The organism is Nonomuraea gerenzanensis, from assembly GCF_020215645.1.
GTDB lineage: Bacteria > Actinomycetota > Actinomycetes > Streptosporangiales > Streptosporangiaceae > Nonomuraea > Nonomuraea gerenzanensis.
Genome location: NZ_CP084058.1, coordinates 3533215 through 3555450 on the forward strand (window position 1 = coordinate 3533215; position 22236 = coordinate 3555450).

At 67.4% G+C, this 22236-nt stretch carries 38 protein-coding genes and 1 pseudogene; 35 read left to right on the forward strand and 4 right to left on the reverse strand.

Going from position 1 to position 22236, the window contains the following annotated elements; genetic code table 11:
• Nucleotides 1–96 precede the first annotated feature (96 nt).
• Nucleotides 97–312, forward strand: a pseudogene (locus LCN96_RS16810) (HU family DNA-binding protein); the annotation flags it as partial.
• Between the two features lie 68 nt (nucleotides 313–380).
• A complete protein-coding gene (locus tag LCN96_RS16815; protein WP_225273571.1) occupies nucleotides 381–965 on the forward strand; it encodes a YkgJ family cysteine cluster protein in 585 nt (194 codons plus the stop codon).
• Nucleotides 966–975: 10 nt separating this feature from the next.
• On the opposite strand, the gene tilS is transcribed toward LCN96_RS16815, so the two are convergent.
• Nucleotides 976–1977, reverse strand: a complete 1002-nt coding sequence (tilS, locus tag LCN96_RS16820) for a tRNA lysidine(34) synthetase TilS (RefSeq protein WP_225273572.1) — start codon at nucleotides 1975–1977, stop codon at nucleotides 976–978.
• A gap of 21 nt (nucleotides 1978–1998) precedes the next feature.
• Nucleotides 1999–2415, reverse strand: a complete 417-nt coding sequence (locus LCN96_RS16825) for a hypothetical protein (protein WP_225273573.1) — start codon at nucleotides 2413–2415, stop codon at nucleotides 1999–2001.
• A 357-nt stretch (nucleotides 2416–2772) separates the two neighbouring features.
• On the opposite strand from LCN96_RS16825, the gene LCN96_RS16830 reads away from it, so the two are divergent.
• The 8 genes from LCN96_RS16830 to LCN96_RS16865 all read left to right on the forward strand — a co-directional run bounded on the left by LCN96_RS16830 (nucleotide 2773) and on the right by LCN96_RS16865 (nucleotide 6186).
• Nucleotides 2773–3261 (forward strand): hypothetical protein, encoded by a 489-nt coding sequence (locus tag LCN96_RS16830; RefSeq protein ID WP_225273574.1) that lies wholly within the window; start codon nucleotides 2773–2775, stop codon nucleotides 3259–3261.
• Nucleotides 3258–3632, forward strand: coding sequence for a hypothetical protein (locus tag LCN96_RS16835; protein ID WP_225273575.1), 375 nt, complete (start codon nucleotides 3258–3260; stop codon nucleotides 3630–3632). Before LCN96_RS16830 ends, LCN96_RS16835 begins: the two co-directional genes overlap by 4 nt.
• Before the next feature lie 68 nt (nucleotides 3633–3700).
• Nucleotides 3701–4405, forward strand: coding sequence for a hypothetical protein (locus LCN96_RS16840; protein ID WP_225273576.1), 705 nt, complete (start codon nucleotides 3701–3703; stop codon nucleotides 4403–4405).
• 11 nt (nucleotides 4406–4416) lie between these two features.
• Complete coding sequence (locus LCN96_RS16845) at nucleotides 4417–4713, forward strand: DUF6197 family protein (RefSeq protein WP_225273577.1); 297 nt, start codon at nucleotides 4417–4419, stop codon at nucleotides 4711–4713.
• A gap of 23 nt (nucleotides 4714–4736) precedes the next feature.
• Nucleotides 4737–5039, forward strand: coding sequence for a hypothetical protein (locus LCN96_RS16850; protein WP_225273578.1), 303 nt, complete (start codon nucleotides 4737–4739; stop codon nucleotides 5037–5039).
• A gap of 48 nt (nucleotides 5040–5087) precedes the next feature.
• Nucleotides 5088–5303, forward strand: coding sequence for a hypothetical protein (locus tag LCN96_RS16855; RefSeq protein ID WP_225273579.1), 216 nt, complete (start codon nucleotides 5088–5090; stop codon nucleotides 5301–5303).
• The gene (locus LCN96_RS16860; protein WP_225273580.1) at nucleotides 5300–5506 is read left to right on the forward strand and encodes a hypothetical protein; all 207 of its coding nucleotides are present in this window, start codon (nucleotides 5300–5302) and stop codon (nucleotides 5504–5506) included. Before LCN96_RS16855 ends, LCN96_RS16860 begins: the two co-directional genes overlap by 4 nt.
• A gap of 194 nt (nucleotides 5507–5700) precedes the next feature.
• Complete coding sequence (locus LCN96_RS16865) at nucleotides 5701–6186, forward strand: GntR family transcriptional regulator (RefSeq protein ID WP_225273581.1); 486 nt, start codon at nucleotides 5701–5703, stop codon at nucleotides 6184–6186.
• Nucleotides 6187–6264: 78 nt separating this feature from the next.
• On the opposite strand, the gene LCN96_RS16870 is transcribed toward LCN96_RS16865, so the two are convergent.
• Entirely contained in the window at nucleotides 6265–6513 is a 249-nt protein-coding gene (locus LCN96_RS16870) for a hypothetical protein (RefSeq protein ID WP_225273582.1), read from the reverse strand.
• 301 nt (nucleotides 6514–6814) lie between these two features.
• Here LCN96_RS16870 and LCN96_RS16875 point away from each other — a divergent pair, with 301 nt between their 5' ends.
• From LCN96_RS16875 to LCN96_RS16885, 3 genes are read left to right on the forward strand one after another with little or no spacing between them, the layout of a single operon-like run.
• On the forward strand, nucleotides 6815–7057 hold the full coding sequence (locus LCN96_RS16875) for a hypothetical protein (RefSeq protein ID WP_225273583.1): 243 nt from the start codon (nucleotides 6815–6817) through the stop codon (nucleotides 7055–7057).
• 53 nt (nucleotides 7058–7110) lie between these two features.
• A complete protein-coding gene (locus LCN96_RS16880; protein WP_225273584.1) occupies nucleotides 7111–7404 on the forward strand; it encodes a hypothetical protein in 294 nt (97 codons plus the stop codon).
• Between the two features lie 35 nt (nucleotides 7405–7439).
• On the forward strand, nucleotides 7440–8393 hold the full coding sequence (locus tag LCN96_RS16885) for a LuxR C-terminal-related transcriptional regulator (protein WP_225273585.1): 954 nt from the start codon (nucleotides 7440–7442) through the stop codon (nucleotides 8391–8393).
• A 3-nt stretch (nucleotides 8394–8396) separates the two neighbouring features.
• Here LCN96_RS16885 and LCN96_RS16890 read toward each other — a convergent pair whose 3' ends face one another.
• Nucleotides 8397–8921 carry a hypothetical protein gene (locus tag LCN96_RS16890; protein ID WP_225273586.1) on the reverse strand — a complete coding sequence of 175 codons (525 nt, stop codon included), beginning with the start codon at nucleotides 8919–8921 and terminating at the stop codon, nucleotides 8397–8399.
• A 283-nt stretch (nucleotides 8922–9204) separates the two neighbouring features.
• Between LCN96_RS16890 and LCN96_RS16895 the strand changes: the two genes are divergently transcribed.
• The 22 genes from LCN96_RS16895 to LCN96_RS17000 all read left to right on the forward strand — a co-directional run bounded on the left by LCN96_RS16895 (nucleotide 9205) and on the right by LCN96_RS17000 (nucleotide 21484).
• Nucleotides 9205–9504, forward strand: coding sequence for a hypothetical protein (locus LCN96_RS16895; protein WP_225273587.1), 300 nt, complete (start codon nucleotides 9205–9207; stop codon nucleotides 9502–9504).
• A 19-nt stretch (nucleotides 9505–9523) separates the two neighbouring features.
• Entirely contained in the window at nucleotides 9524–9889 is a 366-nt protein-coding gene (locus LCN96_RS16900) for a hypothetical protein (RefSeq protein WP_225273588.1), read from the forward strand.
• A complete protein-coding gene (locus LCN96_RS16905) occupies nucleotides 9886–10863 on the forward strand; it encodes a hypothetical protein (protein WP_225273589.1) in 978 nt (325 codons plus the stop codon). The genes LCN96_RS16900 and LCN96_RS16905 overlap by 4 nt, the downstream gene beginning before the upstream one ends.
• Nucleotides 10863–12569 (forward strand): recombination directionality factor, encoded by a 1707-nt coding sequence (locus LCN96_RS16910; protein WP_225273590.1) that lies wholly within the window; start codon nucleotides 10863–10865, stop codon nucleotides 12567–12569. Before LCN96_RS16905 ends, LCN96_RS16910 begins: the two co-directional genes overlap by 1 nt.
• A gap of 173 nt (nucleotides 12570–12742) precedes the next feature.
• Nucleotides 12743–12985, forward strand: coding sequence for a hypothetical protein (locus tag LCN96_RS16915; RefSeq protein ID WP_225273591.1), 243 nt, complete (start codon nucleotides 12743–12745; stop codon nucleotides 12983–12985).
• Nucleotides 12986–13045: 60 nt separating this feature from the next.
• A complete protein-coding gene (locus LCN96_RS16920; protein ID WP_225273592.1) occupies nucleotides 13046–13300 on the forward strand; it encodes a hypothetical protein in 255 nt (84 codons plus the stop codon).
• A 43-nt stretch (nucleotides 13301–13343) separates the two neighbouring features.
• A complete protein-coding gene (locus LCN96_RS16925; RefSeq protein WP_225273593.1) occupies nucleotides 13344–13586 on the forward strand; it encodes a hypothetical protein in 243 nt (80 codons plus the stop codon).
• Nucleotides 13587–13593: 7 nt separating this feature from the next.
• Nucleotides 13594–13977 (forward strand): hypothetical protein, encoded by a 384-nt coding sequence (locus LCN96_RS16930; RefSeq protein ID WP_225273594.1) that lies wholly within the window; start codon nucleotides 13594–13596, stop codon nucleotides 13975–13977.
• Nucleotides 13974–14333, forward strand: coding sequence for a hypothetical protein (locus LCN96_RS16935; RefSeq protein WP_225273595.1), 360 nt, complete (start codon nucleotides 13974–13976; stop codon nucleotides 14331–14333). Before LCN96_RS16930 ends, LCN96_RS16935 begins: the two co-directional genes overlap by 4 nt.
• Nucleotides 14330–14698: a hypothetical protein gene (locus LCN96_RS16940; protein ID WP_225273596.1), complete on the forward strand. Its 369-nt coding sequence runs from the start codon at nucleotides 14330–14332 to the stop codon at nucleotides 14696–14698. The genes LCN96_RS16935 and LCN96_RS16940 overlap by 4 nt, the downstream gene beginning before the upstream one ends.
• Nucleotides 14695–14928, forward strand: a complete 234-nt coding sequence (locus LCN96_RS16945; RefSeq protein ID WP_225273597.1) for a hypothetical protein — start codon at nucleotides 14695–14697, stop codon at nucleotides 14926–14928. Before LCN96_RS16940 ends, LCN96_RS16945 begins: the two co-directional genes overlap by 4 nt.
• Nucleotides 14925–15476, forward strand: a complete 552-nt coding sequence (locus LCN96_RS16950; protein ID WP_225273598.1) for a hypothetical protein — start codon at nucleotides 14925–14927, stop codon at nucleotides 15474–15476. The genes LCN96_RS16945 and LCN96_RS16950 overlap by 4 nt, the downstream gene beginning before the upstream one ends.
• Entirely contained in the window at nucleotides 15473–16399 is a 927-nt protein-coding gene (locus LCN96_RS16955; protein WP_225273599.1) for a hypothetical protein, read from the forward strand. The genes LCN96_RS16950 and LCN96_RS16955 overlap by 4 nt, the downstream gene beginning before the upstream one ends.
• Before the next feature lie 46 nt (nucleotides 16400–16445).
• Nucleotides 16446–16742, forward strand: coding sequence for a hypothetical protein (locus tag LCN96_RS16960; RefSeq protein ID WP_225273600.1), 297 nt, complete (start codon nucleotides 16446–16448; stop codon nucleotides 16740–16742).
• Entirely contained in the window at nucleotides 16742–17035 is a 294-nt protein-coding gene (locus LCN96_RS16965) for a WhiB family transcriptional regulator (RefSeq protein ID WP_225273601.1), read from the forward strand. The genes LCN96_RS16960 and LCN96_RS16965 overlap by 1 nt, the downstream gene beginning before the upstream one ends.
• Entirely contained in the window at nucleotides 17032–17307 is a 276-nt protein-coding gene (locus LCN96_RS16970) for a hypothetical protein (RefSeq protein ID WP_225273602.1), read from the forward strand. The genes LCN96_RS16965 and LCN96_RS16970 overlap by 4 nt, the downstream gene beginning before the upstream one ends.
• Complete coding sequence (locus LCN96_RS16975; protein WP_225273603.1) at nucleotides 17297–17662, forward strand: hypothetical protein; 366 nt, start codon at nucleotides 17297–17299, stop codon at nucleotides 17660–17662. Before LCN96_RS16970 ends, LCN96_RS16975 begins: the two co-directional genes overlap by 11 nt.
• Nucleotides 17663–17666: 4 nt before the next feature.
• On the forward strand, nucleotides 17667–18158 hold the full coding sequence (locus LCN96_RS16980; RefSeq protein ID WP_225273604.1) for a hypothetical protein: 492 nt from the start codon (nucleotides 17667–17669) through the stop codon (nucleotides 18156–18158).
• Entirely contained in the window at nucleotides 18158–18703 is a 546-nt protein-coding gene (locus tag LCN96_RS16985; RefSeq protein WP_225273605.1) for a hypothetical protein, read from the forward strand. The genes LCN96_RS16980 and LCN96_RS16985 overlap by 1 nt, the downstream gene beginning before the upstream one ends.
• Nucleotides 18700–19851, forward strand: a complete 1152-nt coding sequence (locus LCN96_RS16990) for a hypothetical protein (RefSeq protein WP_225273606.1) — start codon at nucleotides 18700–18702, stop codon at nucleotides 19849–19851. Before LCN96_RS16985 ends, LCN96_RS16990 begins: the two co-directional genes overlap by 4 nt.
• Before the next feature lie 33 nt (nucleotides 19852–19884).
• Nucleotides 19885–20421, forward strand: coding sequence for a J domain-containing protein (locus LCN96_RS57105; RefSeq protein WP_318528353.1), 537 nt, complete (start codon nucleotides 19885–19887; stop codon nucleotides 20419–20421).
• Nucleotides 20422–20503: 82 nt separating this feature from the next.
• Nucleotides 20504–21484, forward strand: coding sequence for a hypothetical protein (locus LCN96_RS17000; protein ID WP_225273607.1), 981 nt, complete (start codon nucleotides 20504–20506; stop codon nucleotides 21482–21484).
• Nucleotides 21485–22236: the final 752 nt, after the last annotated feature.

A 22236-nucleotide genomic window follows, 5' to 3' on the forward strand; every position in this document is an offset into this window, starting at 1 on the left:
GCCGATCCAGTCGTCACTTTCGGGGGAGTACAGCGTGAATAAGACAGACGTCATCGAGGAGTTCCGCCAGCGCACCGACGCGCGTCCCGCGTCGCCGCGGCGCGGAGCGTTGAGGCGTTCATCGACATCATCGTGGGCACCGTCGCCGCCGGTGGTGAGGTCCGCATCGGCGGGCTCGGCGTGTTCGACCGCAGCTACCACAAGGCCACGGCCCGCCGGAACCCGAACACCAGCGAGGTGGTCGAGGTGCCCGGCAAGTGGGTCATGCGGTTCCGGCCTGCCATCAAGGTCAAGGCCGCCGTCAACAAGTAGCACCAGCTCGTCGGTGGTCCGTTGCGGGGGCGTGGACCGCCGACGTTTCCATTTGTGAAGGACACCACATGCGACGATCTGACATGGACGCAGCCCTCGATGAGCTGTACGCCAAGGTGCCGCAGCCCGGCTGTAAGGGATTGTGCGTCGATAGCTGCGGCCCGGTCGGGATGAACCCGCGCGAGCACCAGCGGATCCGCGAACGGGGCGTGAACATCCCGCACTACCGGGACGCGCTCGCCCAGCTCGCCGAGACGGGCCATTACACCTGCCCAGCGTTGAAGGACGGGCAGTGCAGCGTCTACGACGTCCGGCCGATGTCCTGTCACCTGTGGGGCGCGGTCGAAACGATGCCTTGCCCGTACGGCTGCCGCCCGGAGGAGGGACTACTTCCGGACGGGGAAGGGCACGCGCTCCTCGCGCAGTCCCTTGACGTCGGCAAGCCGGACGCGCTCGACGCTGAGCAGTTGGGGCGTCTCAAGCAGCGGTTCGACGATCCGCAGTTCCGGCAGACCGTACGACAGTACGTGCAGGAGAACCGGCCTGCTGCGAACCCCGGACAGGCCATCGAGCACTGGCGAAGCAAGGCCGCCGGGTACGGCCCCAGCGTGCCCGCTGGGCCGAAGAAGCGACCGCGCCGCCGGCGCAGATAGGGCGCGAGGCTCACGCGGTGGGATCGGAAGCGACCACCAGAACACCACGACGCCGGACGGCCGACCGGCCCCCGGGCAAGTTCACGGCCTTCTGCCCGTGCCAGTGCGTCACCAACCGGTCCAGGGCCCGCACATGAGTGGCCGACAGCACGCCGGACGGGGAGCCCGCGGCGATGGCCGCCCGGCGCAGTACCCGTCGTCTTACCGCGTCGGGAAGCTTCTCCAGCTCGGCCACGACCAGGGTCACCGACTCGCCAAGGTCGCCTCGTACAGAGTGTTGGTAAGCCGAGTCGGCCCACTCGTCGAGCGCGTCGGCGTCTTCCCGCGCGAGCGCGGCGGTTCGAGCCAGCGCCTCGATCACCCCCGGCCCCAGCTCTTGCTCCAGGAGTGGAAGGATCTTGTGGCGCACTCGGACGCGGGTGTAGCGCAGGTCGGCGTTGTGCGGGTCGTCCCACGGGGTGAGGTTCTGCGCCCGGCAGGCGGCCACGGTGGTAGCCCTGGGAAGATGCAGGAGGGGGCGCCGGTAGCGCCCCGTCGTGGCCGCCATGCCGGACAGGGACCGGGGTCCGCTGCCCCTGGCCAGCCCGAGAAGCACGGTTTCGGCCTGGTCGTCGAGGGTGTGTCCGAGCAGCACGGCCGATGCGCCATGCCGGTCGGCTGCCTCGCTGAGCGCGGCATACCGGACCTCTCGTGCTGCCGCCTCTGGGCCGCCCTCCCCGCCCACGGTGACGGTGAGGACTTCCGCGGGGGTGAGGCCGAGGTCCGTGCCCAGGGCCGCCACGGTTTCCGCCCTCTGGCGCGAGCCCTCTTGGAGTTGGTGATCCACGGTCAGCAGGCCGGCGCGCAAGCGGAGGCGTGGGGCGACGAAGGCCAGTGCTGCAGCCAGGGCCAGCGAGTCGGCCCCGCCGCTGCAGGCGGTGAGAATGAGCGCGTCCTTCTGGACGTCGGTCAGGGCTTCGCGGACGGCTCGGCGGACGTCGGCTACGGCTGGATGCGGACCCACATGTGTCATTGTCGTGGATCCGGGTGTCGATCAGTGCGCCTGCGGCTGCTGGGCGTCGCTCTGCTCCAGGTCGAGCTCGTCCAGGTATGCCTCCATGGCGTCGTTGAGGACGGCCATGCCACCCATCTGCTCCTGGTGGCACGCGGCGACGAGCCGCGCTCGCGTGTTCCGCTTGAGCCGCACTACGGAGCCTGGCGCAACCGGACGGTCGCGGGGTGTGCCAGGCGGCGGCGGGTTGGGGTCACGGGGCACTTTGAGCTTGGCCTTGTCGATGGGCTCGGGGAACACGGCGGGGATGGGCGGCTGCAGCGCGTCGCAGTAGGTGTTGATCGCCAGTTCCCACGCTTCCTGCGGGCCCATGCCCATGTCGTCGAGGGCGGTGGTGAGGCGGTCGTCGATGTCGCTGTACAGGTAGATCGTGGTGGGGACGAGGTTTGTCCAGCGCACTGCGCGGAGGCGACGTGGCCCACCTCGGCGGGTCGATTGCGGTTCCGCTGGCGGCTGTTGTCCGGCTGCGGAGTCCTTGGATGGGTTGAGCTGAGGTGGCTTCGGGGCGCGCGTCATGCGGGGCTTCCTGTGTGGTGTGTGGCGTGGTTCAACGGTACGGCGTTTCTGCCGCCGTGTCGTCTTCAACGTGCACCGTAGCGGTCCGATTACTGTATGTCATTATTGGTTTCCTGATTATCCTTATCGATCCCCCACATGTAATATCGAAGTGATCGCAGAGCTTCACGATCAACCCCTTCGCCACCTGGTGGCATGCCGCTACCAGCACCAACACCACAACCCGGAGAGGCTCACCGCATGGAAACCCGGCTCTACACCCGCACCAACCCCGACAACGGGCAGATCGAGATCAAGCACTACGAGATCACTCCCGACGCCCAGCCTGACGAGCCCGGTCCGGTCTTCATGACTCACTTCTGGGGCACCGAAGCTCCGGCCGACTTCTTTACCGCCCACAGCGACTACGACAACGATGACGTGCTGTGCCTCATGGACCTCTACGGGCGCGAACTCGACGGACCGCTGGACGAATTCCTCACGGCCACCTGGAAAGAGCACGACGCCGAAGGCTGGGTCCTCCTGCCCTCGCTCCCCGAGTCGCACGAGTACACCTGCGCAGGCTCGCCCGTCGCTGTCCTTCGTGCAGATGGCAGCAACCACATCGAGATCGCTGCCCTGCCCGGCAGCCGCACCGTCGAAGGCAGCCTCGAAAGGATCACTCTCGAAGAGGCCATGGGGCTCATCAACAGCCTCACCGACGCCATCGACGAGGAGAAATGGGCATGACCGCCCAGCAGTCCGAGCTGGCCCGGCGCCCGCGCGAGGTCTTCCGCTTCGGCTTCTACGCGTGGAACATCACCGCCGCCCTGCGCATCGTCGAGGGTCGCGAACCTGACCGCGTCAACGTCAAGGAGGCCGCCACTCTGCTGTGGCTGATCTACGTGAACGAGTCCCACGCCGCCACCGTGGACCTCGCCCAGCCCGTGCTCCTCGCCCCCTTCGCGGGCGCCGGTCACATCCCCATCGACGGCTGGCACCGCATCTGGAAGGCAAGACGTGAGGGCGTCGAGACGCTTCCCGCGCTCGCCCTCACGCCCGAGGAGGAATTCCGGGTCCGGATGCACGGAGGCGATAAAGGCCCTGGTTATTACCGCTAATAGCGGTACCGCCGTTTGCTTCCTTGCCCGCCCGGGCGGGGAAGCTTCCCCCTCACCTGGAGAGGCACATGAAGAAGCTCGCCTTCCTCGACCTTGAGACGACCTCCCTCGACGAACGCCACGGCGACCTGTGGGAGATCGGCCTCATCATGCGCGACCTACGCCAGCCGGTCAGAACCGACGTCGAATACTGGTGGCAGGTCCGCCCGGACCTGACGCTCGCCGACCCCAACGCCCTGAAGGTCGGTCGCTACTACGAGCGGTGCCGGGTCAGGCGCTCGTCCATCGGCGCCGGCCGGAAGCTCTCACCTGCCATCAACCTCGGCAGCCCGTGGATCCACGAGTACACCGGAGAGCCCCCGGCCGAGGGCGACTGGTACATGAACGCTACCGCCGGAAGCATCGCCGCCACGGTCGCCCGAGAGCTGGACGGTGCCACGATCGTCGCCAACAACCCCACCCGCGACCGCAAGTTCCTGGCGAAATTCCTGCGGGTCCACGGGCAGCTTCTCACCGCCCACCACCGCATGATCGACATCCGCGCCCTGCTAATCGGCTACGTCGATGGGCGGCTGTCCGCCTACGACGGCAAGGTGGACGAGGCGTTCGAGGCTGAGGCCGTCCCGTACGTCGATGACTGGCTGGGCGGCTACATGGACAGCCCGTCCTGGGAGATCGTCGGTGTCGCCCAGGACGCGGGCACCAAGCACACCGCGCTCGGCGACGCCCGCCTCGACCGTGACGTGTACGACGCTATCCGGAGCAGCCGGTGACCGTCGCCACCGTGAGCAGCATCCTCGCCGGTGCTGCAAACCGCATCGAGAGCGGTGGATGGGCATCCCGCCACCAGCAGCCAGGCGTCCCCCTCAGCGATGCCATCGCGCTGGAGGTCCGGGACGCCCCGGGCACGAATGCGAAGAGGGCTGCGCTCCTCGCCGCGGCGTTCGCCGCACTCGAGCAGCATGTCAGCGCGGCGTGCTTCCCCGACTGGCTCCGCGACCCCGACCGCACCCAGGCCGAGATCGTCGCCGCTCTCCGTGGAGCCGCCGAGTCGGCTCACGAGGAGAGGCGATCTCTGTGATCACCGGATGGGATGCACTGTCTTTGATCTGGGCCCTCGGAGTCGCCTACAACGCGCCGCGCATCCTCAAGCGGTGGTCGCTCATCACCACCTGCGACCCCATCGACCTGTGCCAGGGCTGCCGCGACGAGCGCAGACAGGTCATGCAGGACGCCATGGTCTACGACGCCATGGGGTCCGTGGGCGGCGCACTGCAGGTGCTGATCGAAGCGTTCATCTGGTACCTCAAGCCATTCGTCCCCGCCCTCCGCAAGCTCGCCGGGCGTGAGCCGCTTCCCACCTGCTCGAAGGGCCCATGCCTGGCCTACACCCGCAGGCGGGCGTAAGCCACAGCGTCACCCACTTCACCTCTCTCTACACCGAAAGGACTCATCATGAAGCCCACCATCCGCGTCGTCGTCTGCCTGATGGCGCTGCTCCTCATGCTGGCGATGTGGCTGACCTTCGCCTATCTGATGAAGGACACCGGCCTGATCACCTGGATCCTTGGCCTCGGCCTGGTCGCGGTGCTCGTCATGGGCAACTGGATCACCGACCTGGCGGCCGACCAGCCGGCCGCGCGCGAGCCCGCGCAGGACGGTGAGAAGTGACGGCTGTTGACTTCAGCCACCTCGGAGTCACTGACGACCAAGCGCGCGACCTCTTCAAGTTCGGCGCGGCGGCCTGCGCGGCCGCCGACCTCAAGTTCAACTCGCTGTGGTGGGCCCTCGACCACTTCGAGAACGAGGACGAGCTGGTTGAGACCGGCGCGCAGGTCTGGGAGCGGATCGATCAGCAGAACGGGAGCGTGTAGGGGCGGCTCACGCTACGTGTGGATGTGTCTTGACGCGGTAACGCCGAGAGATGGCGCGGCGTAGGCTGGTCCTGCGTATCTGCACACATACGCGGAAAGCCCCGGCGCCTGTTGGCGCCGGGGCTTTCTTCTCTTCGGGCGGCTCGTTGAGCCCCTATGTGTCTATAAAGGTTCCCAACATGTATGCTTCGGCCATGACGAAACGAGGCCCCCGCGGGCCGGTGCCGATCTACCAGGTGATCATCAAGGCCATCAAGGACGACATCGCCGCCGGCACGCTGAAGCCCGGTCAAGCCCTGCCCACAGAGGCCGAGATGTGCACCATTCACCAGGCGTCGCGACTGACGGTGCGCAGAGCCCTGGAGGTCCTGCGCGAGGAAGACGTCATCTACACCGTTCGCGCCGAAGGGTCCTATGTGGGGCCCCGCGACGCCCCGCAGATCCGCGAGCCGTGGGAGTTCGAGAAGATCGCGTCCGAGTTCGCCGACCGCATCAAGCGGGGCGACCTCAAGCCGGATGAGGTGCTGCCCTCGCAGTCGGAGCTAATCGAGCAGTACGGCGTGGCCAAGAAGACCGCCCGTGCCGCCATGGCCTTGCTGCGAGATCAGGGGTGGGTGTACACGGTGCCTACGATCGGAACGTTCGTTGCAAGCCGCGATAAATGGCCTACGGAGAGTTGACCTTAGCGATTGCTGAGAATGGCCTCGGCGCGCGATGTAGCCAATATGTAGACACGGCTGCGCCGCGTGTCTCTTTTGTCAGCGATCGGCGCTGACCTGCTGTAACTCTTCTGCGTAAATCTGCGCGGCGGTAGTGACGCCATTGATGCGCGGTCGCTGACGGCTGATCAGTGCCACCGTCGCACCCGCGAGCAGACAGGCCGCTCCCGCGCCGACGATGTCGATGCCGCCGACCTCGCCGGTCCAGGCGACGTGGACAACGGCTGCGACGAACGCCAAGCTGCCGACGACGAAGGCCGCCGTGAGGGCTGCCACCGCTCGGTTCATTGATTCCGCCTTTCTCGTGAACGATTCCAGAGCGTTCTATCATCCACGTCCGACAAGTATGCACCTCACTGGGGGTCGTTCTTGTCAGGGGACCCCTGCGTGAGTCATTGGCAATCTCGCGCAAGCCCGTGTCATAGAAGTGCCATGTCGTCAACATGCTGTCCGAAATTGCTAGACAACGGACGGTCAAGCCACTTTTATGGTCACTCCATGGCGTGACGCCCCGAGTGCCTTTAATGCCGCCCGGCGTCCGCAATCTTCTGTTGCATCGATCCAATCCTGAAGGAGTCCCACCATGTCCATGGGAGCGCTTCCGCGTCTGACCAGGTACGTCATCGCCTTCGCCGCTGCGGGCCTGATCTTGTCAGCGTCCAGCATCGCTTACGCTGACGACGTCATCCCGGCCCCCGAGCCGACCGTTACCGTCACCGCGCCGACACCGGCTCAGGAGACGGACCCCGCGGCCGAGGCGCCGTCGCCAACCCCCGCCCTGATCGACACTCCGGTGGAGTCGGCGCCGAACTCGCACACGGGCGGCATGTAGTTGGGGCGTCGAGCCCAGAGGACGGCAAGAACCCCAGCGAGTCTCGGAGAATCATGATCATCTGTCACGCCATCCGCATGTGGCTGCTCAGCCTGGCCGTGATGTCGGTCGCGGGCTGGGTGACGACCGCTCTTGCCTTCCTCGCCTTGTACGTCAACGAAGCTCTCACCGTGAGAGCCGCAGTCATGTTGGGTGTGTGGACGGCCGTGGCGCCCATGGCTGCCACGTTCCAGATCGTCTGGTGGCAGAAGAGGCTTCGTGTGGCTCGGCAGACGATCCTTCTCGGGCAGCATCACAAACGTTTGTTCGAGAACATGCGTGGGGAGATCAGCTCTATCGCGCGCTGACAGCGCAGTCACGCGCCATCGGGGAGGGAAACGACGTGCCGCACCGGATCGCCGGCCTCAGCCATGAGCAGGAGCGCCTCTATCGGCATCTCTTGGCCACCGGGCCCGCCAGCATCGGTGAGCTGGAGGGCCAGTTCGGTGAACAGGTCCACGATGACCTGTACGAGCTCACGGTCCGGGGGCTTGTGCACGGAGACCCCCCGATGGCGCGGCGTCCGTCCATCGCGCTGAATGGCGTCCTCACGGCGCACGAGGCGGAGCTTCGGCGGGTCCAGTCCTACGTCGAAGACCTGGACCGCATGTACGACAACGCCCACCAGCCCGAGGACGGCGACGCCACCACCGTGCTGCCCAGCCGCGAACAGGTCCTGCACTGGTACGAGGTCCTGAACGCTACGGCCGAGCACGAGATCATGCAGCTCGTCACGCACCCCTTCCTGCCCTTGAAGCGGCCCGAACGTACTGGCGAAACTTCGAGCCAAGATCGTGTAAACCACCCCGCGAAGTGCCGCGTCATCTTTGAGTGGCAAGCATTCCAGAGCCAGTCGGCGATCAACGGCCTGCATCACTCCCTCGATCGGGGGTGCGAAATCAGGCTCGCTGAAAGGCTGCCGCACAAGCTCCTGATCTCGGATCGGCGCATGGCCATGACACCTCGCTACCCTCGCGACCGCGAGCGCAGCCCCATGCTGCTCGTGCAGCCCGGCGCGTTGGTGGACTTCCTTGTCCACGCCTTCGAGTCCGAATGGGAACGGGCGCTGCCACTTCAGCCCGACCCAGGGCAGTTCACGAGCTCCAGCGGCTTGGACTCCGACGAGATGGCGGTCCTGGAGATGCTGGTGGGTGGCGCCCCTGTCGAGCGCATCGCCAGCGCGCTCAACGTGCACACGCGCACCGTGAACCGACGCCTCGAAGGCATCAAGCGCAAGGCCGGCGTGACCACTCTGTTCCAGCTCGGCGCATTCGCGTCGCGTCACTGGCTGAACTGAGCATCACTCCGGCCGGAGGATGCGCAGTTGGGCACCGTAGGTTTCCAAGGTCGTATTGATCTGGGCCAGCAGGATCGCTTCCATCTGGCTGCGCTGCTCCTTGGGGACGCCCTTCATGGTCCGTATCTCCTGGAGCATCGCCTGAAACCTCTGCTGAACATGCTCAGGCGTGACATCCGCGTCAATACTGGCCAGAGCGGAGTCCGTTCTCGTGCGCTCTCGGATCCACTCCTTGAACAGTTCGGCCGCCACCGGCCGGCCCCGCTCGTACAAGTCGTCCGGCGCGATGAGAGGATCGCCCGCCAAGTCGTTGATCGCGGCTGCCATCAGGACGAGTTCCCGATCCTCCGGAACCTTCTCGCCGGACTCAATGCGTCGCCATGTCGGCTCGGAGAGCGCGTCGCCGGCCAGGTCTTTCGCGCGCGCGGCGGCGGCGCGGGTGGAGATGCCTCGTTTAAGTCCTCCTGGGTTCTTGCGTCGATCAATGAGGAATTGAACCACTTTTGAGGGCTGGCTGATGTCGGCCACGGCGAGTCGGGTGTCCCTTCAAGGCGTCTGATGCGTCATACGAGTCTGGCGCAACGGTATCAACTGACGCGTGCACGCGTGCTATGTCATCGCAAAGATAGTGATTACAGAGCGTGACATAGACGAGGTAGCTGCGATGACGCATGAGACGCGTCAGACGTTGCACGATGCGTCAGGACGCGATAGTGTCGGTTATGTCGGTGTGATCGTGTGCGACCGAAACGGAACGCGCAGATGAACGCCCGGCGACCCAAACCCCCAAGCCACGGAGCGTCATATCGCCATGCCCATCGGCATCCTTCGCTGGGAAGACCCGGCGCCCGTCAAAACCCACATCAACAAGGAGTACGAGCCGATCGCCGCCGAACTGCAGAAGAACCCCAACCGATGGGCTGTCGTCGCAGAAACTCCCGACACCCCTGAGGGCAGGCGTGACGCCAACCGCCTGTACAACGCCGTCAAGAATGGCTACCGCGGCTTCCGCAACGACGACTGCGGAACATTCCAGGCGCGCACTCGCACCATCACCAAGGACGACGGCGGCAAGGCCGTCCTCGTCCACGTCCAGTACGTCCCCCGCTAACAGCGGTGCCGCAATCAGCATGACCAACATCACGCAAGCGCCGCATCCCGACGACCTGGTGCAGCTCATCGCCACAAGAGCTGCCGAGCACTGGAACTACCACGCCAAGTCCGCGCTCACTCATCTGCTCGCCGACGTCCTCGGCGACTACGACGCCGCCTACCAGCTCGTCGAGGAGACCGGCCGAAAACTTCTGGCCGCCGAATACGAAGAGGACCTCCCAGTGACCCCACCGAGCACTGCGCTCCCGAGCGGAGCGGAGCCGCTGCATCACCAACCCAGCTACCGCGGCGGGCCCGCGCTCGACTCGATGACCGAGGACGAGTACCGGTTCGGCTGGTTCGGCCAGGCCGACTATGACGGGCACCTCGGCGGTGGCGCGTGAGCGTCCAGATCCGCGAGGACGAGCGCGACGAGCACGACCCGAGCCACGCCGTACCGACCAGCGCGGGCCGCTACTACTGCGACCCCATGCTGGGCCCGGACGACCCGCACCGGATGAAGATCTCCGTCACCAACGCCATCGACCAGCACATGATCGAGGCGCTGGCCCCGGCCGCCGCGCGGGACACCGCGATCTGGCTGATGGACAACCTCCCCAACGCGATCCGCGCGGCCGGTGACCCCGACGACATGGAAGCGTTCATCAAGCTGGCCAAGGCGCAGTACCGAGTCCAGTGGGACAAGAAGGCCGACCTCGGGAGCCGGGTCCACAACATCGCGGAGGCGATCAACCTCGGCGCCCCGTACATCCCGGACGAGGAGGCCGCCCCGTTCGTGGACTCCTACCTGGAATTCCTGCGTGACTTCGGGGTGGACATCCGCCGCGACATCAAGGCGGCCGAGTGCACGGTCATCAACCGCACCATCCCGTACGCCGGTACGAGCGACATCTGGGCCGACCTGCGGTTCCCCGGCCCGACGTCGCCCATCATCCCGAAGTTCAAACCTCGCGCGGTCCCGGCCGACCCGCTCCCCACGCCGTCCGGGCTGTGGCTCGTGGACATCAAGACGAGCCTCACCAAGCCGGCCAGCGCCGTCTACGAGGACCACGTGATGCAGCTCGCCGCGCTGCGGCACGCAGAAGTCGCGCTCATCTGCCCGCCAGAGTGCAGGTACGGCGAGAGCGACAACCACGACGCCAGCCACGAGTTCGCCGTCCCGCCGTTCGTGGGGGCAGCGATTCTCAACCTCCGGGAGACGGGCTACGGCTTCGTGCCGCTCCCGGCCGACCAGGACGCGTTCTCCGCGTTCTGCGGGCTGCTTCCGCTCGCGCGCTACGTCCACGGGCTCGAAATGCGCGGCTTCAAGCCGATTCAGCCCCCGAGCAAGACCACCACCAGGAAGGACGCCGCCTGATGCCCATCGACCCCTCCGTACTGCAGCGCCGCCACTGGCAGGACGGCCGGATCCGTCTTGGCATCAAGAAGATGAGCCGGAACGGCAAGGAGTACCCCAGCAAGATTGACACGTTCCGGTTCACGTCGCCGTCCGAGGACATGATCCGGGGCGTCGCCGAGAAGTACGGCGGCGAGGTCAAGCCGTGGAAGTCGCCGCAGGGCCCGCAGTTCGAGGTCATCACCAACGCGCAGCGCATCCCCGTCATCGTCCCGCCCAACGGCCTGAGCCAGAACATGGAGCTCTGGGACGGCAAGCTGTGCATCCGTCGCTGCACCGGCGTCGCGATGCAGGCCCCGTTCGTCGGCCCGTGCCTGTGCGGGGCAGACGTCGAACTCAAGAGACGGCCGTGCAAGCCGCACACCCGGCTCGGTGTCTTCCTCAAGGAAGTGCCCAGCCTGGGCCTGTGGCGGCTGGACAGCAAGGGCGGCAACGCTGCGGCAGAGCTGCCGAATGCCGCCGAGTTCCTAGCCCACGCGGGAACGTACGTGGACGCCTGGCTGTACGTGGCCGAGCGCACCGGCTCGTTCCTCGACCCGAAGGACAACGTGGTCAAGGCCACGACGTACATGGTGCCCGGCCTGACGATCGAGGGCATCGGCTTTGACGAACTGATGTCGGGCGAGGTCGCACGCCGCGCCGAACTGGGCCGCGGTGGCGGTGGTCAGCGGGCGATCGAGGCCGCGCCCGCGACCGACTACCTCAAGATGATCGAGGCGGCCGCAGACCGAGACGCCGTCGAGGCGATCTGGAGGACGTCCAAGCTCGACCCCGCCTGGCAAGGTCGGGAGCAGGAAGTGGTGGCCGCTGCCAAGGCGCGCGTCGCCGCCTTCCCCCCGCAGCCGGAGAAGAACGCGCCGCAGGGGCAGCCCGCCCCCGCAGCCCCGCAGCCGGGCGAGGCCCCGCGCCGAGAGGAGCCTCCGCACAGTCCGCCGCAGGGGCCGGACGCGCCGCCGGCGGCGAGCGACCCCGAAGCCGACCGCATCCGCCAGCACATCATGACCGCCTGGTCCGGCACGACGAGCCAGCTCCACACCGTATTCCGCGACCGCACCGGCACCACCATGAAGGCCGCCACCGTCCAGCAACTCCAGGAGTTCGCCGACAACCTCGGCCAGCCCGCTGCTGGTCCGATCGCGGACGAGCCCCGCAAGGCGTCTGAGCGAGCCGAAGCGCTCCTCGAGGCCGCCCGCGCGCAGAACACCGCGGCGGCCGACGACGGCGACGACATCGTAGACGCGGTGGTCGTCGAGGACGAGGAGCAGCCGAAGCCCACCGCCAAGGCGCTGCGCGACCTCGGGGTGTGGTTCGGCGAGGCCGGCGTCACCATCCACACCGGCAAGGGTTCGGCCGCGAAGAACGACGAGGCGCGGTTCGCCTGGATCGTCGAGCACCTGGGCGTCGAGGTGACCTCGACGAAGGAGCTCAGCGCCGAGCGGGTGGACACCGGTGTCAAGCTGCTCATGCAGCAGGCCGCCGCCCGCCGGAAGGACCTGCAGCAGCGCATCGTCAACGTCTGGTCCGACCTGGACGGCAACAACCAGCAGCTTTCGGCCGCGTTCGAGCAGCACATGGAGAAGCCGGTCGGCGAGGCCACCAACGCCGACCTCGCCGCATTCCTGCAGAAGCTCAGCAACAGCGAAGTCACCCCCGGCGGCGGCCAGTGATGGCCCTGACCAACGACCAGCGAGCGGCGCTTCGCGCTGACCGACTGGCCCGAGACAAGCGCGAGCGTGAGCAGCGCGCCACCACCTTCGCCGAGGTCGCACGCCACGCGGGAACGTGCCCGGACCGCCGCCACTGTCTGCTCTGCAGGGCGTTCCGGCTGCTCGTCGAGTACATGCCCGAACCCACCGTCCGCGAGGACTACGCCAACGTCCGCTACCAACTCGACGAGCTCCGGGAGCGCCTGGAGCGGATCCGGGACGTGCACAAGACCGTCGCCGACGCGGCCCGCATCGGCACACCGCTGGCCCGCACCCCCAGCGACGCCGCATGGGTCTTCGCGGTCCGTCTCGCCAACGCCTGGCACGGCGACGAGGTCGAAGACCCCTACGCCCCGCTTCCCCCCGACTACCTCTAACCGCCCGGTGCAGTGCCCGCGCAGCCCGCGGGCACTGGCCGCCCCCTCAAGGAGTGCCTCATGAAGTCCATCACCGTCGAGTACGACGATGTCACCCCCGCCACGATTGAGCACCGGCTGGCCGCCGAGGAGACCGTCCTCGCGATGGGAAACCGCCGCTACCCCGCCGCCCTGAACGACCGGGCCGCCCTGCTGGAGGCCCTCCAGATCGCCGACCGGCTGTCCTCCGCAGTCGTCGGCTGGCGCGGAGACATCGTGGCCGCGCTGCAGAAGCTCGACAACGACCAGTACGCCCGCGAGAACGCCACCACCTGACTCCTCGCACCCCATGACCGGCACCACCGCCCCGGGAGTTCGCATGCACAGCGACCCGCACATCACCCCGACGATCGCCGCTCACGTCCTGTTCCACCTCGGCCGGGGCGGCTGGCCCGGCTCCACGTTCGTGCAGAAGCTCCTCGCCGCGTTCGACGCCGCCGACGCACCCAACCGTCTCCAGCTCGCCGCGGGGTTCCCCGGCTACGCCGCCGCGTTCGAGCTTGCCAAGTCCACCGCTGACGGCGTCGGGTTCCTCCAGGCCCGCGTCGACGCCGACCACTAAGGAAGTCATGAGCCGCTACACCATCCCCAACGCCCCCGGCTCACCCGACACGCGGGTGACCACGGTCGGCTGGGACGCCCCCCTCAACACCTACTGGGCCACAGCGTTCGACCCTCCCACCTCCATCGACGGGGAGGACGCCGAGGTCTTCTGGATCGGATACACCCCATGTGCGCTGCCCGACGTCGCATCCCTCGTCACCGCGCTCCACGAGTACGGCGTCAAAATCCCGCCCTTCACCCTGGACGCCCTCGGCAGGGACAAGCCGACCGAGGGCGAGCAGTTCGCTGGCCGGCCAGCGACCAAGCTCATCGCCGAGATGACCCGGCCGCACGTCCCCGCCGACCAGCAGGCGCGCATCGACGCCGCGCTCCAGGACGGTGGCCGATGAACCGCTACAACGACAACACCGGACTGTGGGGCTGCGGCATCCTCGTCCTCGGCGCGCTCATCTTTCTCGCAGTCAGCCTGTTCAAGCTGTCCACCGCTCGCGTCGAGACGATCACCGTCGAGGACAAGGAGCGGGTCTGCGACAGCTCCAAGTCGTGCCGCTACCTCATCTGGGACCGCAACGGTGACGTGTACGAGAACACCGACGCCTGGCTGTCGCTCAAGTTCGACAGCTCCACCCTGTACGGCGAGCTGAAGGAAGGCCGCACCTACCGCGTCAAGGTCAACGGCTGGCGCGTCCCCGCCACCTCGTCCTACCCCAACATCCTCAGCGTCGAAGGCGAGGTCACGAAGTGACAGTCGAGATCAAGGTCCAGCCGTACCAGAAGTACCTCATGCTCGGCGTGGCCATCGCATTCTCCGGCGGCCTGATCGTCTTCGGCGGCGTGCTGGCGCTCATCCTCGTGCCCGCCGGTCTGCTCGCCGCGATCATGTTCGGCCTGATCGTCGGAGCCGAAGTGATGCGGCAGGACATCGAAGCCGAGATGAGCGCACTGCGCACCCAGTACGAGGCCGTGTCCGAGCTGGCGTACAAGCTGAACCTGGAGCTGAACGCTGCGGCGCAGCGCGCCGAGTCGGCCGAGCGCGACCTGCTCGCCACCGCCGCCGAGAAGACCTCGCTGCGCGCCCAGCTCGACGCCCGCCTGGACGGCACCGCGTGAAAGACGTCCTGGCGGCGATCGGCGCACTCACAGTGCTGGCCGCCGCCGGGGTCGTCGCCCTCTCACTGCTCGCGCACCGCGCTGAGCAGCGACGCCTCCGAGGCAACCGCGACCAGCGAGCCGCCCGGCCGGCAGAGCAAGTCGCCGCCAATCCGGCCTTGTGGTCCGACTTCTTCGTTGACCACGACCTGCACAAGGTCCTCAAGACCCCGAAGGAATGGAAACCGTGATCCCCTTCCACATCGTCGGCCTCGACATCTCCCTCACCAGCACCGGCATGGCGACCGGTCTCGGCTGGTGCGAGAAGACCGGACGCGACGGCATCACCAAGCTGCCCCTGCAGAGCAAGTACCGCGCGCTCAACCGGCTGGCCAGCGACATCATCGTGCTCACCAACGCTGAGAAGGCTCACCTCGTCCTGGTGGAGAAGCTGGTGTTCAACCGGCAGGACGGCGGCCGCGGCGGCGCCGGGGAACGCTCGTACCTCTACTACCGGACGATGGGCATCATCGCGGACGCCGGGGTTCCCGTCGTCGAGGTGCCTCAGGCGACGTTGAAGACGTACGCGCTCGGCAAGGGCAGCGGTGAGAAGAACGAGATCGTCGATTCGGTCGCCCGCCGGCTCCCGATGTTCCACACCGGCGGCAAGCACGACATGGCGGACGCCGCAGTGCTCGCCGCGCTAGGAGCCGACTACCTCGGGCACCCGCTCGCGGACATGCCGAAGGCGCACCGCGCCGCGATCGACAAGCTGACATGGCCGGAGGTGGCCAGGTGACGCGCGACCCCTACGCCGAAGCACGACGCCGCTACTGGCAGAAACGCGACAAGGAAAGAAGATCGGGCACCTGGCAGGGCCTCGTCGATGCCGAAGAAGCGCGCCAACACGTGCGGGAGTTGCATCGAATCTGGCTGGTCAGCTACGAGGCAATCGCCGAACTCGCAGGAATCTCGCACACGACAGTCAGGCACCTCGCTGTAGGAAGTGCGACTCGGCAGCTACCGCCACCGGCTCGGATCGGGGCATACACAGCCGAAGCGCTTCTCACCGTCACCGTGGACGACCTGCCGAACAACTACCTGGTCAACGCGACCGGGTCAATGCGGCGGATGCGCGCGCTATCGGTCGAGGGGTGGCCCGTGCGGTACATCGCCAACCAGATGGACGCCGCCTGGGACGGTCTCAAGCAGCTGCGGCGCGGCGAGAGAACCACGGTCGTCCTACGAACTGCCCGCCTGCTCCGGCGGACGTACGACGAACTGATCCTCCTCGACCCGTACGCGCACTGCCGCAAGACCGTCGTGACGACCCTGCGCAAGCAGGCCGCCGCCAGCGGCTGGTATCCAGCGGCAGCATGGGCCGACGCCATCGACGACCCCGCCGCCAAACCATGGCAGGTCGTCCGCTGCTCCTACCAGACCTGCATCAACGGGTCCAAGGACGAGCGCCTGCTGTGCGACACCCACCTGAAGCTGCTCAAGAAGCGGGGCACCCTCGAAGGGGCCCGCCTGATGCGGAACACCCAGGCCCTGCTCGAAGACGCCCGGTTCATCCTCGCGACGGACCCGCCGATCAACCGGCGCACGCTGGAGATCGACAAGGAGCGGCTCGCCGAACGGCTCGGCACCACCTGGGAAGCGCTGGAGCGTGTCCTGCTCCGAGCGAACATCAACCTCGGCGAGCTACGCGAATCCGCATGAACCAGAAGCGGAACCGCAATCAGGCAGTCGAGCAGGAGCGACACCCATGAGCAACACGGCGACCGAGGTCATCTCCGACGCCCTCACGTCCACCTCACCCAGCGCCGACGACATCCTCGACGCCCTCGGCAACGCGGGCTACCACGTCATCCGACCCGAGGACGGACCGGCCTGGATCCCCGTCACGCCGAGAAGCCTCGCCAAGGCGCAACGCATCGCAGCGCTGATCAACGACGGCAAGACGCTGCAGCAGATCGCCGCTGAGACGCGGATGTCGCTGCGCCAAGTCGAACGGTACAGCGCCGCCGCCCGCGAAATGGAACTCATCGAGCGGAGGCGCTGATGCCCGGCCGCAAGGGGTGGCGGAACCGTGCCGCCTGCCGAGGACAGGACCTGGTCCTGTTCTTCGGCCCCGGTGAGGGCGAGCCCCGCGAGAGCCCCAAGCAGAAGGAGAACCGCATCGAGCGGGCCAAGCACTTCTGCCGCACCTGCCCCGCCCAGGCCGACTGCCTGGACTTCCATCTGCAGGTCAGTGCGGCGCAGTACGGCGTCGCCGGAGGCCTCGACGAGGACGAGCGCACGGCCTACCGGCGGCGCCTGCAACGCAAAGCAGCACGAGAAAGGAGAGCACCGTGACGACCGCTGCCCGAGAGAACGCGATCAAGGCGCTCGCGCACCGCGCGTACGACCGCGACCACTCCGAGCCGGGGGAGCGGGCCAGCACGACGGACTTCGCGTTCGAGTTCATCACCTGGCTCATCGCCCAGGGATGGAGCGAGCCGCCGGAGGCTCAGCCCGCACCGGCGCCCGCACCTCCGAGACCTCCGCACGGGCTGCGCGGACCAGCCCTCGCTCGCCACGCCCTGGCCCAGCTCGCCCTTACGAAGGGGGACGACGGTGACCACTGACCTCGACGACGACAAGGCGTTGGTGCCGTACGACGAGTACGGCAACCTCCTGCGCGCCGCATGGACCCCGGAAGGGGAGATCGTTTGGCGCGCACCGGAGTCGTTCACCGCGCGACTCCAGCTCGGCCAGTTCGCCCGCGGCCGCGCCGCCGGCTACGTCGTGTGGCTCAACGACGAGAGTCGCATGTTCCCCATGTCGATGACGGAGTTCGTCGAGACCGTACGCACGGTCGGCGTCGAGCCCGGCGGCTACGTCGAAGCGGAGTGGATCGCGCACCGCCGCGGCGGCGCGTACGGCATTCAGCTGTACATGTCGCGGCGCGAGCGGCGCCAGGTACGGCGCGGCCATGGATGAGCGGGTGCTGGCGCAGCCGTCCGGATGCCGCTGGTGCGGCCTCGCGCAGCGCGACCACTTCCAGCGCTGGACGCGAGCGGCCGGCTGGCACGGCTGGACTCCACCGACCCCAGAGCAGATCAAGCAGCGCATGAAGGCGCGCCGGACCTTTCAGGGCCAGCGCGCCTCTCTCGTGATCACCGATGAGGCCGTGAACTGGCCCGTCACCATCGGAAGGACTGAAATGCCCGCCACGGACGCCCCTCAGAACGGCGTTGACCTGCGCGCCGCGTTCGACCGGATCGACGCCCGCCACCAGCCCGCCACGACCGAGATGTGGGTCTCCTGCGACGCCCACTGCGGGCAGTGGGTGACCGGGGTCCTGATCATGTGCGCGATGTGCGCGCCCCGGCCCGTCACCGTCTGCACCAACGACGACTGCCCCACCTGGCCCTGCCCCGATCACCTCGCCCTGCATGGCGAGACCGCCGACACCTGCACTCACAAGGACGGCTGATGCTCAACCACCTCACCGCGAGCGAGCGAGCCGTCCTGCTCATCATGCTCAACCGCAGTCTCGACAACCAACTCGTCCCACCCGCAGCTGCCGACCACGTCCGGCAGCACTTCCGGGACCAGCTCGAAGCCTTCGTCAGCCCGCGCCCCGCCACCCTGGTCTACACCGGGTGGCGGGGCGCCGCCCGTCACCGGGTCCGCGCCGACCTCGAGTCCATGCTGGCGCGAGCCCGCGGACGCCTCCACGTGATCGTCGGCTACAACCCCGACACCGACGAACCCTCGGGCGGGGATCGGTGGACGTACGAATGGGCGATCCACACGCCGGGCGTGACCGTCGAGACGCACCCCGCGCCGTGTCACATCCCCGCCCTGTCGAGGTCAGCGGGGCCGTACCGGAACGGATTCATGCTCGGCGTCGCCGCCAGCCGCAGGGGCGCCTTCGAGGTCCTGGCCCACCTGCACCCCTCCAGCAGAGGCGCAGCCGGTACCGCCGCGTACGCCGACCACCTCGGCCTACGCATCCGGAAGGAGCCCGCCATATGACAAACAAGTCCGACGTCAAGAAGCTCGTCGAGACCGAGACGGAACGCCTCGGCTTCACGATGCAGCTCGCCAACGGCAAGTTCCTCATCACCAACCCGGAGAACGGCCGCACCGGAGAGATCCCGCTCCAGGCCATGGGCCGCGGCCTCGACAACTACAAGACCAAGATCCGATCCCTGCTGAACGACCACCCCACGAAACCCTCACCCATGGTCGCCGCCACCGACCCCGCCACACCCGAGAAAGCCGACACCATGCCCCGTGACACCTGGTGGAGCGTTGACGAACTCGTCGGCGCAGCCCTCGCGAACGGCATCAAGCCGTACGTGTCAGGAGGACTCCTCCACACCCCCGGCCCCGTCGAGTCCAAGTCGTACACGGACATGCTGCACGCCCGCGAAGCCGAAGTCATCGCCTACCTCACCAAGAACACCACCACCGCCACCACCGAAGGAGACACCGAAGTGCCGAAGATCGGCGACACCGCGACCGTCGTCCGGACCAAGCCCCGCGACATCTTCGCCGACGCAGAAGCGCTCTGGGGGCTGCTCCGCGACGCCGCCCGCGACCAGGGAGACAAGCCGCTGACCAACGGCAACGTCCCGGGCGTCCAGTGGGTCGGCGCCCTCGCCGACATCATCAAGGCCGCCTGCCCCGACTGGGACTCCGAGCACGAGAAGGACGTCCGCCAGTACCTGAACCGGACCGAGCACACCCGCTGCCACCGGCCCCGCGCCAACCCGCCCGTCTGGTGGATCGCGCTGGAGTGGAACGACGGCGGACTCACCGTCACCAAGACCACCCCGAAGCCCGATTTCAGGACCGTCGCAGCCGCCGCCGCGAAGGCCTCGACGAAGAAGACACCCACACCCGTCCCGGCCCCGGCTGACACCGCGCCGCCGGCCACAGCAGGCCCCGCGCTCCGGGCGCTCCTCGGGTTCGAGCAGGCCATCCAGCGGACCGAGGCCGAGCGGGACCAGGCCATCCGCGAACGCGACGACGCCCGCACCGCGCTGGAGGAGATGCGCGCCGACCGGGACAACCTCCTCGTCGAGCTGGACGAGATGAAGACCGAACGCGACCAGGTGAAGACGGAGCTGGACGCCATCAACGCCGTGTTCGCCCGGTACAACGGAGGCACCGCGTGATCGAACTGTCCGGATCGGACACGGGGGAGTGGCGTGTTCTCTCGCGCTGACGTGAAGCCGTGCAAGGGCAGCAAGGACAAGATGCCGTGCGGGCGGTTCGTCCGCTGGACCCGCACCGTGGCCGGCGTCCCCTTCGCGGTTGACCTGGCCCCGCACGAGGACGGCAACACCGCCGTCTGGAGGGACGTCCACGGGATCCTCCGATCCCGCCGCATCACCGAGGACCTGCCGCTCGTTCCGCCGGAGAAGCGGATGATGCCGCACGCTGCGACCTGTCCCGGCAAACCGCGCGTCCAGACCCCGCCGCCACCACCACCGCGGCCGCCACGCAGACCCGCACCACCACCGGCCGGACGGCTGTACGACCTGCTCGGCGTCACCAGCACCGCGGACCCGGACGACATCAGGAAGGCGTACCGCAGGCTCGCCCGCCAGCTCCACCCCGACGTCAACCCTGACCCGAAGGTGGCGGCGCGGTTCCAGGAGATCGGGGAGGCGTACCACGTCCTGTCCGATCCCGGCCGGCGGCGGACGTACGACCTGACGGGTCGGCCACCACGAGCCGGATGAACGCTAATAGCGGTACCGCTATCGTTGCGGGACGCCTCTTCCCTCGGTGGCTCCCTTGGAATACCAGCACGTAAGGGGCCTGATGGGTTACAAGTTGGCCGACGAGGTGGCGATCAACGCGCCTAAGAGCACGCCTCCGAGGGACCTGCTCGCGTTGATCGCCATCGCTCGCAGGATCAACGACGCGACTCGCACCGGCTGGCTGACCCGCGAGGAGATCGCGCACTGGGCGAGGATCGACGTGCGGTCGGTGAAGGCGATGCGGGAGCGGCTGGTCGAGGCCGGTCTGCTCGTCGTGCTCGAATCGGGGGGCGGCCGCCGGAAGGCGACCGTGTTCTACATCCCGCCGATGCCCGGGTACCTGCCCGGGCAGCCGCCGCGTCCGCTGGACCTGGAGCTCGAAGCGGGCCCCTCGGACTTCCCCGTTTCGGGGCCGGACGGGTCCACGGGGGACCGGAAAGGGGGAAGTCCAGACTTCCCCGTTTCTCCTGTGGATGACGCTGTGGACAACCGGGAGACCGGTGGAAAAGGGGGAAGTCCAGGCTTCCCCGTTTCCGCGACCGAAAGGGGGAAGTCTGGACCGCAAAAGGGGAAGTTTGGGGTCAAAAGGGGGAAGTCTGGACTTCCCCCCAATCCTCTCTCCACTCCTCAACTTCAATCCTCTTCATCTCCGTACGGGGTCGAGGAGGAACCGGACCGGCCAGCCGCCGACCACCACCCAGAAGACGACAAGATCAGTAAGGGGGAGAAGAAGGACACCCCGGCGGTCAGCCGCGCCGCCCGGGTCATCACCAAGCGCATCGGAGTGCCGCTCGACGAAGCCGAGCGCATCGCCCAGACCATCGCCCACGAAAACCGCGTCCGCCGGGCCCTGCACGTGTACGTCGCGGGCATCCCCGCAGCGGACCTGCGCACCTGGCGCGAGACCGCCCGCAACCACGAAGCCCGCGAACAGGCCAAGGCCACACGCACCAACCGCCCCGCCGGCCGGTGCAACCTGCACTGGCAGCCCATCCCCTGCATTGGGTGCGCGGCCGACGCCAAGGCCATGCCCGACGCGTGACCCGCAGGTTGGCGGATAGAACGACACCCCGCAAGCCTGCTACCAGCACAAACGCGGAACGCACCCGCAAGGCAGGCCGCCGGAACCACGCGAAAACAGGTCAAAGAGCAGCCAAACCGAGCCGGAAACCCATCAGAACGAGGCTGAGCCACCTCCTCGTCGCTGATGGGTTTTCGCATGCCCGGAGACGCTTCATGACGCATCTGACGCACCATGAGATGCGCGACGCACCCCACAGAACGCTCTGAGGTGGACGCAGAGGGACAAACACCGGTCCTCCGGTATCGAGGTGTACCTCCGGGATGGGGGAGCGCTCTACGTCGATCTGAGAGCGTTCAATCAAGATTAAGAGTTGGGAATGCGAGCCGGGGCTGGATGGCGCGTCGGCGGTCGGCGGTCTAGGCGATTCTGTGCCAATGCAGACGATCAGCCGTACCGACTATCAGTAGAACGCCTGTTCGATTTGCCCTCCGGCCGGCCCATTTTGTGATCTAACCGTTATAAAGCCGCCGGAAAACCGTTACAGAAATTGGGCCCCCCAAAATCCGCACTGGTCTACCGTTTGTCATGTGCAGATACGAACAAGCGAACGGCTCGCGTGGCTCACCGCAGTTGCGGCGCTCGCGTTCCTAGTAGCGAACACGCAGGCAGGAGGGGATGTGACCACGGCAACGCTGGTAGCGGACGAACCAACCGCGACCGTCACTGTCAGCGGTCCCCCCGGCCCGCCCGGACCCCAGGGCCCCCAAGGC

Bases quoted from the DNA above. Each gene is read 5' to 3' on its own strand.
- LCN96_RS16935 (WP_225273595.1), top strand. From the start codon at position 13,974: ATGAACCGCTACAACGACAACACCGGACTGTGGGGCTGCGGCATCCTC.
- LCN96_RS16920 (WP_225273592.1), top strand. From the start codon at position 13,046: ATGAAGTCCATCACCGTCGAGTACGACGATGTCACCCCCGCCACGATT.
- LCN96_RS16875 (WP_225273583.1), top strand. From the start codon at position 6,815: ATGGGAGCGCTTCCGCGTCTGACCAGGTACGTCATCGCCTTCGCCGCT.
- LCN96_RS16965 (WP_225273601.1), top strand. From the start codon at position 16,742: ATGCCCGGCCGCAAGGGGTGGCGGAACCGTGCCGCCTGCCGAGGACAG.
- LCN96_RS16865 (WP_225273581.1), top strand. From the start codon at position 5,701: ATGACGAAACGAGGCCCCCGCGGGCCGGTGCCGATCTACCAGGTGATC.
- LCN96_RS16925 (WP_225273593.1), top strand. From the start codon at position 13,344: ATGCACAGCGACCCGCACATCACCCCGACGATCGCCGCTCACGTCCTG.
- LCN96_RS17000 (WP_225273607.1), top strand. From the start codon at position 20,504: ATGGGTTACAAGTTGGCCGACGAGGTGGCGATCAACGCGCCTAAGAGC.
- LCN96_RS16985 (WP_225273605.1), top strand. From the start codon at position 18,158: ATGCTCAACCACCTCACCGCGAGCGAGCGAGCCGTCCTGCTCATCATG.
- LCN96_RS16960 (WP_225273600.1), top strand. From the start codon at position 16,446: ATGAGCAACACGGCGACCGAGGTCATCTCCGACGCCCTCACGTCCACC.
- LCN96_RS16840 (WP_225273576.1), top strand. From the start codon at position 3,701: ATGAAGAAGCTCGCCTTCCTCGACCTTGAGACGACCTCCCTCGACGAA.
- LCN96_RS16880 (WP_225273584.1), top strand. From the start codon at position 7,111: ATGATCATCTGTCACGCCATCCGCATGTGGCTGCTCAGCCTGGCCGTG.
- LCN96_RS16830 (WP_225273574.1), top strand. From the start codon at position 2,773: ATGGAAACCCGGCTCTACACCCGCACCAACCCCGACAACGGGCAGATC.
- LCN96_RS16900 (WP_225273588.1), top strand. From the start codon at position 9,524: ATGACCAACATCACGCAAGCGCCGCATCCCGACGACCTGGTGCAGCTC.
- LCN96_RS16990 (WP_225273606.1), top strand. From the start codon at position 18,700: ATGACAAACAAGTCCGACGTCAAGAAGCTCGTCGAGACCGAGACGGAA.
- LCN96_RS16870 (WP_225273582.1), bottom strand. From the start codon at position 6,513: ATGAACCGAGCGGTGGCAGCCCTCACGGCGGCCTTCGTCGTCGGCAGC.
- LCN96_RS16910 (WP_225273590.1), top strand. From the start codon at position 10,863: ATGCCCATCGACCCCTCCGTACTGCAGCGCCGCCACTGGCAGGACGGC.
- tilS (WP_225273572.1), bottom strand. From the start codon at position 1,977: ATGACACATGTGGGTCCGCATCCAGCCGTAGCCGACGTCCGCCGAGCC.
- LCN96_RS16915 (WP_225273591.1), top strand. From the start codon at position 12,743: ATGCCCGAACCCACCGTCCGCGAGGACTACGCCAACGTCCGCTACCAA.
- LCN96_RS16930 (WP_225273594.1), top strand. From the start codon at position 13,594: ATGAGCCGCTACACCATCCCCAACGCCCCCGGCTCACCCGACACGCGG.
- LCN96_RS16855 (WP_225273579.1), top strand. From the start codon at position 5,088: ATGAAGCCCACCATCCGCGTCGTCGTCTGCCTGATGGCGCTGCTCCTC.
- LCN96_RS16815 (WP_225273571.1), top strand. From the start codon at position 381: ATGCGACGATCTGACATGGACGCAGCCCTCGATGAGCTGTACGCCAAG.
- LCN96_RS16835 (WP_225273575.1), top strand. From the start codon at position 3,258: ATGACCGCCCAGCAGTCCGAGCTGGCCCGGCGCCCGCGCGAGGTCTTC.
- LCN96_RS16895 (WP_225273587.1), top strand. From the start codon at position 9,205: ATGCCCATCGGCATCCTTCGCTGGGAAGACCCGGCGCCCGTCAAAACC.